The sequence below is a fragment of the Beduini massiliensis genome (assembly GCF_000829905.1).
GTDB classification, from domain to species: domain Bacteria; phylum Bacillota_I; class Bacilli_A; order Erysipelotrichales; family Coprobacillaceae; genus Beduini; species Beduini massiliensis.
Window position 1 is genome coordinate 147,745 of sequence record NZ_CDPP01000003.1, and the last position, 13,778, is coordinate 161,522.

Below are 13,778 nucleotides of genomic sequence, written 5' to 3' on the forward strand. Positions count from 1 at the left end.
ATGGAAAAAGATAAAGTAGAGCAGGAAGTAAACGAAGAAGTTGAAGAAAACCAAGCTCAAGAACAGGAAGAAAATGTTGAAGAAGTAAAAACAGAAAAATCAGTGGAAGAACTTCAACAAGAAAAAATCGCTGAATTAGGTGAAGAAGTAGAAAAATGGAAAACAGATTACTATAAGGTGTTTGCCGATATGGAGAACCTTAAAAAACGTCTGCAGAACGAACATGCGAACGCTTTAAAATATATGCTTCAATCTTTTGCAGAAGATCTGTTGCCGGTCGTAGATAACTTGGAACGTTCACAAAATGTGGCTGAACCAAGTGAAGAATTAAAGAATTTCTTAAAAGGTTATGAAATGATCACTGCTCAGTTCATTGAAGCATTGAAAAAACATGGTATTGAACAGATTGATGTAGAAGGAAAAGAATTTGATCCAAATTTCCATCAGGCAGTTATGATGGTAAATGATGATAATTATGGTCATAATATGATCGTAGAAGAATTACAAAAAGGATACAAGTTGAAAGATCGCGTTATTCGTGCATCTTTAGTAAAAGTAAATGAGTAATTTTTAGGAGGATAAGAATATGAGTAAAAAAATTATTGGTATTGACTTAGGAACTACTAACTCTTGTGTTAGTATTATGGAAAACGGAGAAGTAAAAGTAATTGCTAATCCAGAAGGAAATAGAACAACACCTTCGGTAGTATCATTTAAAAACGGTGAAATCATTGTTGGGGAAGCCGCAAAACGTCAGGCAGTAACAAACAAAGATACAGTTTCATCAGTAAAAAGACATATGGGAACAGCCTATAAAGAACATGTTAACGGAAAAGATTATACACCACAAGAAATCTCTGCTATGGTATTACAGAACTTAAAAGCTACAGCAGAAGCTTACTTAGGGGAAACTGTCACAAGTGCAGTTATTACTGTTCCTGCTTATTTCAATGATGCGCAAAGACAAGCAACAAAAGATGCAGGTAAAATTGCCGGATTAGAAGTAGAACGTATCATCAACGAACCAACAGCAGCCGCTTTGGCATTCGGGTTGGATAAATTAGATAAAGAACAAAAAGTATTAGTTTATGACTTAGGTGGAGGAACTTTCGACGTTTCTATCTTGGACTTAGCAGATGGTACTTTTGAAGTATTATCAACTGCCGGAGACAACATGTTAGGTGGAGATGATTTCGATAAGAAAATCATGGATTATGTTGTCGCTGAATTCAAAAAACAAGAAGGTATTGATTTAAGCGCAGATAAAATGGCAATGCAACGTGTTAAAGAAGCAGCTGAAAAAGCGAAAAAAGATCTTTCAGGTGTAATGCAGACACAAATTTCATTACCATTCATCTCAGCCGGAGCAAACGGACCAGTGCATTTGGAAATGACATTGACTCGTGCTAAATTCGACGAATTGACAAGAGACTTAGTTGAAAGAACTGTCGGACCAGTTAGACGTGCATTAAGCGATGCCGGAGTTACACCTAATGAAATCGATCAAGTATTGTTAGTAGGTGGATCAACACGTATCCCTGCTGTACAGGAAACAGTAAAAAGAGAATTAGGAAAAGAACCTAATAAATCAGTAAACCCTGATGAAGTGGTTTCTATGGGAGCTGCTATCCAAGGTGGCGTTATTGCCGGAGATGTAAAAGATATCGTATTATTAGACGTTACACCATTATCATTAGGTATCGAAACAATGGGTGGTGTCATGACGGTCTTAATCGAAAGAAATACAACGATTCCAACTACAAAATCACAGATTTTCTCAACTGCTGCCGATAATCAGCCAGCGGTAGATATCAACGTATTACAAGGTGAACGTAGTATGGCAAAAGATAATAAACAATTAGGTTTATTCAAATTAGACGGTATTGAACCGGCTCCAAGAGGAGTACCTCAAATCGAAGTTACTTTCAATATCGATGTTAACGGTATCGTCAACGTTAAAGCAAAAGATATGAAATCAAATAAAGAACAATCTATCACTATTCAAAACTCTACTGGATTAAGTGATGAAGAAATCGATAGAATGGTAAAAGAAGCAGAAGCAAATAAAGCGGATGACGAAAAGAAACGTAAAGAAGTAGAAACAAGAAACAAAGCAGAACAAATGATCAATGAAATCGATAAATCATTAGCAGAACAAGGTGATAAAATCGATGAAAAACAAAAAGAAGAAGCAACAAAATTAAGAGATGAGTTAAAATCAGCTTTAGATAACAATGATTTAGATACATTGGAATCTAGAATGAATGAATTAGAACAAATGGCTCAGCAAATGGCATCTTATGCTTACCAACAACAACAGGGTCAAAACCCAACCGACACAAACAGCGGTGGGGCTGATGATGTGGTAGATGCAGATTTTGAAGAAAAGAATTAATGATTTGGCCAAGGGATTTTTCCCTTGGCTAAGATCATAATACGTAAGGATGGTAGCAAATGGCAAAAAGAGATTATTATGAAGTGTTGGGTGTCAGCAAGGATGCAGATGCTCCCACTATAAAAAGAGCTTATCGTAAGCTCGCAAAAACATATCACCCTGATGTTAATAAAGAAGCAGATGCTGAGGAAAAATTCAAAGAAGTTCAAGAAGCTTACGATGTTTTATCCGACGACAATAAACGTGCTGCCTATGACCGTTATGGACATGCTGCGTTTGATCAAAGTGCAGGTGGCTTTGGCGGTGGTGGGTTCCAAGGTGGATTCAGTGGTTTTGATGACATGGACCTTGGTGATATTTTCAGTTCGTTCTTTGGTGGCGGCGGTGGCTCAACACGTGCGCGCTCAACCGGACCTCGTCGTGGGCAAGATCGCTATATGCAAGTGGAAATTGACTTCATGGATGCGATTAACGGAAAAACATTGGATTTAAAAATTAATTATGATGAACAATGTTCTCACTGTCATGGAACCGGTGCGGAAACCCCAAATGATTATACGACTTGTTCACGCTGTAACGGAACCGGGCAGATCAAAACTCAGCAGCGTACAGCATTTGGGACTTTTGTTAACCAAAGTGTTTGTCCGGATTGTCAGGGAACAGGAAAAACAGTGAAAACAAAATGCCATCAATGTCATGGCAGCGGATATACAAACAAGAACATTACAGTGGAATTAAAGATTCCAGCTGGAATTGATTCGCATCAGCAGCTGCGTGTAGCCGGAAAAGGGGCACGTGGAAGCAATGGCGGATCTAACGGAGATTTATATGTTGAAATCGTAATCAAGAGACATCCTCATTTTGTTCGAGACGGACGCAATATCTTGATTAATATACCGATTTCTGCCCCTAATGCAACATTAGGGTGTGAAGTCGATGTTCCAACCCCATATGGTGAAGTCACCTTGAAAATTCCTGAAGGAACACAACATGGAACAACATTACGCTTAAAGGGCAAAGGAGTTAAGGATTTACGCAGTGATAACTATGGGGATGAATTAGTGAAGATCGAAGTTAAGATTCCAACGAAGTTATCTAAAGAAGAAAAAGAACTTTATCGTAAGATCATTGAGAAAGATAAGAAAAAAGATTCATTCTTCGATAATTTCAAAAGAGCATTTAAACGTTAACAAGCGCACGAATTTCGTGCGTTTTCTTTATGGATAATAAAAAAGCTATCATACAGGATCATCCTATACAATAGCTTGATTAATAAAAAAAGATGCGTTTGCATCTTACCATGGTAAATTTACAATACTAAAATTAAGCGCTTTTTCTTAAAGTTTTAAGAGCTCTTGCTGAAATTTTAACTTTTGTTGGTTTTCCATCCACCAATACGACTGCTTTTTGAAGGTTAACATTCCATTTTCTTCTTGTCGCATGTAATGAATGTGAACGTGCGTTTCCAGACATTGCACCTTTACCAGTTAATTGACATTTTCTTGACATTTCATTTTACCCCCTTTTTTAGTGGCTTTTTCATACTTACCAATAATAACATCTAATAATATAAAAATCAAGCAAAAAATATAAATTTAATTCATGAAAGGTGTTGAAATATTGGAAATAGACGAATATAATGTATTGGTCGTGAATTATTTGCTTAATCAAAATATCTAGGGTATAATAATATTAGCGTTTATTATACATAAATGAAACAATATGGAGGGATCACTTGATGATTGAAAAAAATACACAATTTGGTAATATTAATTTTTCTTCAGAAGTCGTAGCTCAAACAGCTGGCGGGGCAGCCACTGAATGTTACGGGGTAGTGGGCATGGCCAGTCAAAAAATGTTAAAAGATGGTTTCTATGAATTACTAAAGAAAGATAATTTTTCTCGTGGAATAGAAGCAAAAGAAGGATTGACGGGATTAATCGTAGATATGTATATCTTTGTCGGATATGGGATGAAGATATCAGAGATCGTATATGAAGTTCAAAAGAAAGTAAAATATGTTCTTGAAAAATCACTAGATGTTAGAGTTGAAGCTGTTAACGTTTATGTTCAAGGCATTAAAGTTGTGGAGTAAACGTGGAGGGAACATAAATGGAAAAAATCAATGGACAGCTATTTAAAGAAATGATATTGGCAGGGTGCTATCTACTGCACAATCAGCATCATGAAATTGATGCCCTAAATGTTTTCCCAGTACCAGATGGAGATACGGGAACAAATATGTCACTTACTTTTTCTTCAGGAGCAAAAGAGATTGAAAACATGGATACGAGCAGTATCTATGATATTTCAAAGAAATTATCAAAAGGATTGCTGATGGGAGCCCGTGGAAATTCAGGGGTTATTCTTTCACAGATCTTTAGAGGTGTTTCTATTGCTTTAGAAGGAAAAGATGAAATTGATTGCGTAGATTTAGCAAAAGCTTTTAAAAACGGGGCTAAGGTGGCATATAAGGCCGTTATGAGACCCGTGGAAGGTACAATCTTGACAGTCATCAGAGAAGCTTCAGATGCTGTCGTGAAATACGCTAAAAAAGATAAATCAATTGAAGATGTCTTTTCTTATTTTGTGAAGCAGGCAGAAGATTCATTAGAAAGAACACCAGAATTATTGCCGGTTTTAAAAGAAGTGGGTGTAGTGGACAGTGGTGGAGCTGGATTAGTCTTGATCCTAACCGGGTTTATGTCTGCGATTGCCGGAGATAAAATTGAAAAAGTCGATGTTTTTTCAGAGGTGCAGGCAGCAGCCAGCAATGTGGATACAGGAGAAGAAGGCTTTGGATACTGTACTGAATTCATTTTAAGATTAGAAGAATCCTTAGTGAATAAATTCAGTGAAGATCAATTGAAAAATGAATTATCGATGATTCCAGGAGAAAGTATTGTCGTGGTACAAGATGAAGATATCGTTAAAGTCCATGTACATACCTTAAAGCCAGGGGAAGCATTGAATTTAGCTCAGCGATTTGGTGAATTTATCAAACTGAAAATTGAAAATATGCAGGAACAGCATAATACCATTATTGAAGAACAAGCACAAAGTGCAAAAACGGAAGCCCCACGTGAAGAAAAAGAAGTTGGGTTGATTTCAGTAGCTGCCGGAAGCGGAATTAAAGACATGTTCATGGAATTAAACTGTGACTACGTGGTAAGCGGCGGTCAAACGATGAATCCGTCTACTGAAGATTTAGTGGCGGCCATTACAAGCATCAATGCAAAAAATGTGATTGTTTTACCAAACAACTCTAATATTATTATGGCAGCTAATCAGGCGGCGGTCGTGCTGGAAGGTAAAGTCAATGTTAAAGTGATTCCGACTAGAACGATTCCTCAAGGATTATCCGCATGTATCATGTTTAATCCGGAAGCACATTTAGAGGACACAATCGAAGATATGATGGAAGCTGTAAACAATGTTAAAACCGGACAGGTTACTTTTGCGATTAAAGATACCAATATTGATGGCATAGATATCAAAGCGAATCAATATATGGCAATGGTAGAAAAAAGCATTGTCGCTTGTGTTCCTAGTAAAGTAGAAGCATGTAAAGAGACATTAAATGGATTATTCAGCGATGAAGATGAAATTATTACATTGATTGCCGGAGATGATGTCAGCAAAGAAGAATTAGATGACATCACACATTTCATCGAAGAAAATTCGGAAGCTGAACTGGAAGTTCATTTAGGGATGCAGCCAATTTATTCGTTTATTGTCGGTGTTGAGTAAAAGACAGCTGAAGACTTATATATACTAAAAAATTTAAAAAGCCTCATTGGTTAGACGATGAGTCTCCTCTACTGGTCAAAACAGTAGAGGTTTTTTGCTTTTATTGTATGTTTGTAAATATAACCGATATAGGTATTTATGTAAAACGCAATACATCCTCATTAACTATTTTAAATGTAAGAAACAAATATCTGATTAAAAAAATCAGTAGACCTGATATAAAAAACAGGTCTTTTTTATTTAAATTTTGAAAGGGGGAATATCATATATTTCATTTTTTCTTTATTAAAGAATTAATCTATAAGAAGGATAAATGAGGTGGAGAAAACAGTAAGAAGTTGTTGAAAACGGTAGCTTGTACTATTAGGTACTTGTCAGCCATTTTGCTAAATGATATAGTGATGCTGCTCATGATATCGCCACTGACGATAACGTCACTGGTGATATCGTAAATTTCATTTTAGGGAGTAGAGGAGAGAAAACTATGCTGAAAAAAAGAGTAAACCAACTTTCAAAGATTTTACTGTCTTTGCTGATGGTAATAATGCTGGCAGTAAATTCATCTTCAGTATTTGCGGATGATGCAAAAGAATCTGTTGATATGAAAGACTTTTTAACGGATGCCGGGATTGTCGGTTATAAGGGAATTCCTTATACAAAAGAAACAAAAATTCCAAAATACGCAGAGGATATCCAGTTTGAAATTACTTTTACAGAAAAAAGTGATCATCAGTTTCCAATTGGAAAAATTTTAGAATATACACTGCCATCAGGGCTGACTTTACCCAGTAATCAAAATGGGGAAGTATTGATGGGAGAAACGGTAATCGGCTCTTATACTATAAAGACAGATGGAACTGTACAAATGGAATTAAAAGCAGAGTATGACAGTGATGATATTGTCATCACAAATTGTCGTATTGGGTTTACCGCTAATCTAGGAGATATTGCATCTGACAGTACCAATCCTAAAAAAGGACAGCTCGCCTTTCCCCCTGATAAAACCATCACTTTTCTATGGGAAGATCCGATTAATTTTTCATTGAATAAAGCGATTCAAAATTATGATAAACAAACCCACATTGTCACATATAAAATTGACCTTCTTATTACAGAGATGAATATGTACAATGAGGGAACCACCATTACATTAACAGATACAATGGGGAATAACTTGGTGTATCAGGCAAATAGTCTGCGGATTGATAATATTAAACAAGCAGATCCAGTAATTAAAGATCAGCAATTTACTTTAGAGCTTCCTATTGTTGCAGGGCAGAGCGGAGCAAAAACGATTACAGTGGTTTATCAGGCAAAAATTAAAGATGATGCTTTCATTCAAGCCAATACAGACACAGTAGTAGTAGATGAAGTTGATAATCGCGTAACAGCAGAAGAACCCAATTCTAAACCGCAAACCAGTGAAGTGGATTTAGCGACAGATAGTGGTACAAAAGATGAAATGAAATATCAATGGATAGAAAAATCAAGCAAACGTTTAGCTGGAGATGCAATCGAGTGGACAGTGAAAATGAACAGTTCTTGTTATTTTGCTGTTGGGGGTTATACTTTTAAAGACGTTTTAGATAGCCGTGGAATTCTTTCTTACGATACCACAAAGGATGTTGTATTAAAGAAAACAAACAGTAACGGAGACATAATTTACAACGGATCTATTATAGTTAATTACAATGATGAAAAGAGTCAGTTTACTTATCTGTTACCAACAGAGGACACTTCCCCTTATATCTATGAATTTACATATACAACGCTTTATAATCCTAAGGGTTTTTTGGGCAGTGGTACCTATAATAATGATGCTTATCTGATTGGACCAGGTCCCGGACAAAACTTTCATTCACAGGTAGGTATTGCATTAAAAGGAGTCGAAGCAACCGTAAAAAAAGAAGTCATTGCTTATGATTTTGATACAACAGAATGGAAATATACGATTCATGTCCCTAAAGATGGTTTAAAACATGCCTATTTTGTAGATACTTTTGGAAATAATGATGGTATGATCCAAGCGTTAGCTAATGGAATAACCGATATAAATGTGAGTAGTTCGAGTTTAGTGAACATCTATCATACGGTAAAACAAGGAATAAACGGATTTGAAATCTATTTTGCTGACACGCAGGAAAAAGCAGATATCGCAAGCAGTGAAAATAAAAGTGGAACAGAATCTTCTAGCTTCTTACCGGAAACAAGCACAGAAGATGGGTATGATATCACAATCACTTATCAGACAAAAATAACAAATATGAGTGATCTGATGATGGGTAAAACCGTTAAAAATACCGGTAAGCTGTTTGCTGAGGAAACCAGTGCACAGGCATCAGCGGCTAGAAAAATTATTGCTGCTGTCAATAAAAGCGGCAATGCCAATAAAGATGGAACGATCACATGGAATATCATTGTACCGCAGTCTTTTCTTAATTCAGTGGTAAAAGAGAATGGTAAGGTTGTTCTGCAAGATGAAATGCAGGCAAATGAACTGGAATATATTGATGAAAGTGTTACGATGAGAGCGATAGACGGCATTTTGACAAATCCATCTGTATCTGATTTTAATGCAAGGGCAACCTGTACGAATATCAATGCAAGCAATGAAGGCAACGGTAAAATAAAGTTTTTCATCGATCTATCTGGTGATGCACATGACTATTATCTGATCACCTATCAAACAAAAATTGTCGATAAGCGATTATTAGATGAACAAAGCAAAGCCGATCATATACTCCAATATGAAAATAAAGTCGCTATTCCCTATAGTGGGACATTGGAAGATTTTCAGTTCAATTCATCAGCTGTTGTTCCTTATGATAATAAAATTGTGAATAAGCAGGTGATAGAAAAACCAAATGCTAAAAATAAAAATACAGTGACCTATCAGATTGATATAAACCCATTGGGACTTGATCTTTATGCAAGCGAAACGTATCAGGAAAAAGAAGACTACTTTATCTATGATTTACCAAGTGATAATTTGTCTTTAAATTATGATACTATTCAAATTTTAGATAAGACAACGAATGTAACGTTAAACAAAACGGATTATCGTGTTTTCCAACAAGTTGTAAATGGACAGCCTCAAATTGTTTTCCAGATTCACAATAAGAAGATTGCCGGAGAAGGAAAAGGACATCATTATGTTATTATTTACCAAGCAAAAGTATTGGGAAATGTTGGAGAAAACACGGCTTATTCCAACAGTGTTTCTTTAAATAATCAATCCACTATTCGCTTTGAACAATCAGATAGCTATAAATATGAAAGTTCTTATTCTTCAGCGGAAATACTTAATTATGAATTGACTATAAAAAAGAGTGCCAGTGACGATATGCTAAGTGGTCTTTCAGGAGCCGAATATGCGGTGTATAAAGAAAATTATGATCCCTTGCATCAAGATCGCTATTTAATGGAAATGTTAGTAACTGATGAGAATGGTAACGCAAAATTAGAAAAATTACTAAGTCACTATGATTGTCAAGCAGGGACAAAACTTATTTTAGTAGAGACGAAGGCACCGGATGGCTACACCCTTAATAATGAGCCTATTGAGATTATCTTAAATGATGGGAGACAAACCATTGAAAATAAAGAAAAACTGGCTGATTTAGGATCAATATTCTATTTAAGTGATAATAACATTAAAAACGAATTAATGATTCAAAAACAGTTTTATAAAGGAAATGAATTACAAAATGATGATACTTTATCAGCTGTATTTGCTTTATATGAAAATCAAGAATCTCTAGTGCCGCTTTTAGAAGCAACTACTTTTAAAGGAATCGCTAAATTTCATAACCTAGATAATGGGACTTACTATTTAAAAGAATATAAAACTACAGAAGGCTATCAGTTATCTCCAACGGTATATGAAATAAAAGTTGATGGTTCTTCAATAAAAATAGATGGACAAGAAATAAATAAGGTAATAATCAAAAATCAGTATTGTTATGGAAGCTTTTCGTTTGTTAAACAGGATGCACTAAAAGAACATAATTTGAAAGGCGCAGTCTTCTCTTTGAGCAATAAACAAAACCGTTATGAAGCTGTCTCTGATGACTTAGGAAACGTGCATTTCACGAATTTGGAGCAAGGAACTTACTTACTAACGGAAGAGATAGCACCATCACGCTATGAATGCAGTGATGCAATGGTACAAATCACAGTAGATCAGCAAGGCAATATTTTAATGGCTGATCAACCTTATGTTGCCAGCAGCTTAACTGAACTTTTCTTAAATACATTAAAAGACAATGAGCAGGCAGATACCGCTATTTCATTAATAATCACCGATTCTGACAGTCAGCCTCTACGTGGTGCTATCTTTACCCTTTATAAACGAGTAAATGGTCATTTAGCCAAGGTGGTGGAACTTACTGAACAAAGTGAATATATAATTGAACATTTAGATGAAGGCGATTATGTATTGAAACAAACATCCACACCAAATGGGTATCTGTCTGCTGAGGATTATCTGTTTACGATTGACGAACAATTACGTGTATGGTCTTCTGATCAAGAAGTTACAGATAACCAAATCCCAATAATCCTTAGACAGTATGCAGATGCTGAAGAATTACAACCGGCACTGCCAAAACCAACTCTACCTCATCCCAATCTGCCCAAACCAGATAGTATACCGGAATTACCCGATCAAACAGTCAATGAAAATACACCTGTAGAGAAAGTGAATGAAAATAAAGTAGTTTTAACTGGAGATCAGAATAATCCATGGTTCTATTTGGTAGGGCTAGCAGTAAGTGGGGGACTGCTTGGAGCAATCCTTGAATTAACAAAAAGAAAATTCCCACTTTAATAATCAGCATAATAAAAGACCCCTCTTTACTGGTTTGTCCGGTAAAGAGGGTACATATTCATAAATATTTGGATTCACTTTATTAAGAATCGCTTAATGTCGTATCATAGGCTTGAAGCAGCTGATCAATATAATTTTCTACAATATAAAGTATTTCATCTATATAACGATTTATCTCATTGTATTTTTTTAGGCTTAATGCTTCTAAAAACTGATGGTTTCTTTTTATAAAATCATAAGGAATTCGATTTGGATCAAACAAAGTGTCACTATAAATATTCCAGGCAAGGGATTTATTAAGCTCAAGGTAAATGTTATATAAAGTTGAATTGCTGTTTGAAAAGATAAACTCAATATAATGAACTAAAACCATTTTATTAGAGGCTTGCTTTTGATATTGGATGAAGGAAGCCAATACGTCATCCGCACAGGTGGATAACACAGGTTTATTTAATCCTTTTGCCAAAATTAATAAAATCTGCAAAGCCTCCTTGTAAAGCATGATATTAGACATAACTTCTTTATTAGACAACAGTATTCGAGGATCGTGTATTTCATCAATAATGATCCGACTTTTTAAACCGTTGCTTTTTTGAATAATGTGATATTCATCTAATAGGTCACAAGCTTTTCTTACAGTTCTTAAACTGGTCTGATAGTTTTCAGAAAGCTGTTGTAATGAAGGCAATGAGGTAAGATATTTCTTATTATTAATATCCAAGATGATCTTAATAAGTGTTTGCATATAACGAAGATCTAAATGCCGTGTGCTTTTCCAATTAAATGCGATAAACTCTGTTTGATCGACAGCACTGCCTATTTTATCCACATAGTTTAAAGTAGTATAAGACAGTGTGGATAATAACAGTGAAATGGAATGTTTAAGTACAAAATCATTTTTAGTCAGTAAGAAACCAGCTATTTTTGGAAGTGCATCACTGATCGTCTGCGTGATTTGATTAAATTTTAGATTTTGCTTATCGTCTGCGATGGGCAAATAGATGAAATGAAAAATATCTCTAAAAAGGGTATCTAATAAGCTGTTCTTGAATAGAGCGATAACTTCAAGGATAATTCCATAGAATTTATCAACAAATTCTTTTTGTGAATAAATCTTATTTTTATTAATATAAACTGTATTTATTTTTTCTGCCAGATGTATTAATTCCTCTTTGTTTGTTTTTTTCTTTAATTCAATGATTAGATCTGGCATGCACCAGCTAAGAAATTGAAAAAGATCTTCATAAGCCTGCTTACGTTCATAAATGGATTTTTTATACATAAACTGCGATTCCATCTCATTGATATCAAATCTAACAATCGCTGGTGCACCACGCTGGTTTTGAATAAATCCGCGGGTTTCAAGCAAGTTCAAGGCAGAGCGGACAGTGTTGCGCCCGACATTGTATTTTTCACATAAATGATTAAGAGTAGGGAGCTTTTCACCGTAAAGATATTTACGGTTTAAGATATCTGTCATAAGATGTTCATAAATGTCTAAGTACAGTTTATTTTCAGACATGATCTCTCCTCGCTTTCATCATCAAGATATTCTTATTTTATCACTATTACATGAAAATGGTAGGATAATTCTATATATAGAGAAAAACCTCTGCATACTCGACTGAATACAGCTAAGCATGCAAAGGTTTTTATTTGTGATAATTCAGCCATTCTGAATTAGGCGTGACAGGTTGATTTACAGCAAACCAAGTATTGCGTTCTTCATCGCTTTGACCACCATGATGCAGATCTATACCGCCATGATCGGTTGTGATGATGACGAGCCATTCTTCCTTTGGATAAGTTTCACGCTCCTTTACGGCATTCAATATTTCTTTTCCCCAATGATCTGCCTCTTGGCAGGCTTCTTGATATATGGGATTATCATTGCCAAAACCACTAGAATGTCCCGCATTATCGGTACACTCGGCAATCGCCATAACAATATCAAAATCTTGCTTTATCGCTTCGATTGCCTGATTTTTAGAATCTTCATCATTCGTTGCGAAAATATATTGTGAAGGCTCGTTTAATAATTCTGCCCTTATCATATCTTGTGTATAAACTGTTTCAAAATGTTCTTTCCATGAAGAAACAAATGTAGTGGAATATCCTTTTTGAACTGCTGTTTGAAATAAAGTCGGTACATCCTTTTTAGGAATTCCGTTATCTTCAACACCATGATAATCATGCCATCCTCCTGTGAGAATGGAACTCCATCCGGGAGATGTACTGGTTGCCTGTGAAGAATCTTCCAAACCACCGGCAAAGCTATGATACAGTCCGCCGGAATCCATAATAGACAAGATAGCACTATTTTCTATATCATAGATATTATTTAAACCATCTTCACGAAATCCGTCATATCCAAGAATCAGTACCTTTTTTCTTTCTTTCCCATTTGCCAGAGGACGATTTATAAAATCATCAACAATTTTTTGAATAATAGTCTGTGGCAATCTTTCTTCAGCACTAAACGTAAAAGCAGCAGCATTTACCTTACAATCCCCACAGGCATTCGCTCGTGAAATAAATGTTGCAGCCAAAGCAACAAGTACGATTACACATGCAATCCATGTGTTTGTCATCTTTTTTTTCATTATTTCTACCTCCTATTTCTATCAAAAAGGCCCTTACTTCCTTCTTGATGAGATAACTCTATCATTTAAAGTTAACTCCAAGTCAATGTTTTTTTCTTTCCTTTATCATTTTATTTTCGATAAAACTCTTCTTCTCATCATTTATTTATTAAATTGTCTGTTTAAAGAAAGTAGTCAGTCTGTGATAGGTATGCTATGATAG

9 protein-coding genes are annotated in these 13,778 nt (G+C 35.4%); 6 read left to right on the forward strand and 3 right to left on the reverse strand.

All coding sequences use genetic code 11. The features are described 5' to 3' along the window. From grpE to dnaJ, 3 genes are read left to right on the forward strand one after another with little or no spacing between them, the layout of a single operon-like run. The gene (gene grpE / locus BN1225_RS02425; RefSeq protein ID WP_041138234.1) at positions 1–567 is read left to right on the forward strand and encodes a nucleotide exchange factor GrpE; all 567 of its coding nucleotides are present in this window, start codon (positions 1–3) and stop codon (positions 565–567) included. A gap of 19 nt (positions 568–586) precedes the next feature. Next, entirely contained in the window at positions 587–2,395 is a 1,809-nt protein-coding gene (gene dnaK / locus BN1225_RS02430) for a molecular chaperone DnaK (protein WP_041138235.1), read from the forward strand. A 59-nt stretch (positions 2,396–2,454) separates the two neighbouring features. Next, positions 2,455–3,585 carry a molecular chaperone DnaJ gene (dnaJ, locus tag BN1225_RS02435; protein ID WP_041138236.1) on the forward strand — a complete coding sequence of 377 codons (1,131 nt, stop codon included), beginning with the start codon at positions 2,455–2,457 and terminating at the stop codon, positions 3,583–3,585. A gap of 133 nt (positions 3,586–3,718) precedes the next feature. Here the strand turns inward: dnaJ and rpmB are convergent, their stop codons facing one another. Continuing rightward, positions 3,719–3,904 carry a 50S ribosomal protein L28 gene (gene rpmB, locus BN1225_RS02440; protein WP_041138237.1) on the reverse strand — a complete coding sequence of 62 codons (186 nt, stop codon included), beginning with the start codon at positions 3,902–3,904 and terminating at the stop codon, positions 3,719–3,721. Between the two features lie 229 nt (positions 3,905–4,133). Here rpmB and BN1225_RS02445 point away from each other — a divergent pair, with 229 nt between their 5' ends. From BN1225_RS02445 to BN1225_RS02455, 3 genes are all read left to right on the forward strand, one after another. Further along, positions 4,134–4,490, forward strand: coding sequence for an Asp23/Gls24 family envelope stress response protein (locus BN1225_RS02445; protein WP_041138238.1), 357 nt, complete (start codon positions 4,134–4,136; stop codon positions 4,488–4,490). A gap of 17 nt (positions 4,491–4,507) precedes the next feature. Next, positions 4,508–6,145: a DAK2 domain-containing protein gene (locus BN1225_RS02450; protein WP_041138239.1), complete on the forward strand. Its 1,638-nt coding sequence runs from the start codon at positions 4,508–4,510 to the stop codon at positions 6,143–6,145. 484 nt (positions 6,146–6,629) lie between these two features. Next, complete coding sequence (locus BN1225_RS02455; protein WP_041138240.1) at positions 6,630–10,973, forward strand: MSCRAMM family protein; 4,344 nt, start codon at positions 6,630–6,632, stop codon at positions 10,971–10,973. 82 nt (positions 10,974–11,055) lie between these two features. Here BN1225_RS02455 and BN1225_RS02460 read toward each other — a convergent pair whose 3' ends face one another. Both BN1225_RS02460 and BN1225_RS02465 read right to left on the reverse strand, forming a co-directional pair. Continuing rightward, positions 11,056–12,495, reverse strand: a complete 1,440-nt coding sequence (locus BN1225_RS02460) for a GntR family transcriptional regulator (RefSeq protein WP_041138241.1) — start codon at positions 12,493–12,495, stop codon at positions 11,056–11,058. Positions 12,496–12,625: 130 nt separating this feature from the next. Further along, a complete protein-coding gene (locus tag BN1225_RS02465; RefSeq protein WP_052466258.1) occupies positions 12,626–13,576 on the reverse strand; it encodes an alkaline phosphatase family protein in 951 nt (316 codons plus the stop codon). Positions 13,577–13,778: the final 202 nt, after the last annotated feature.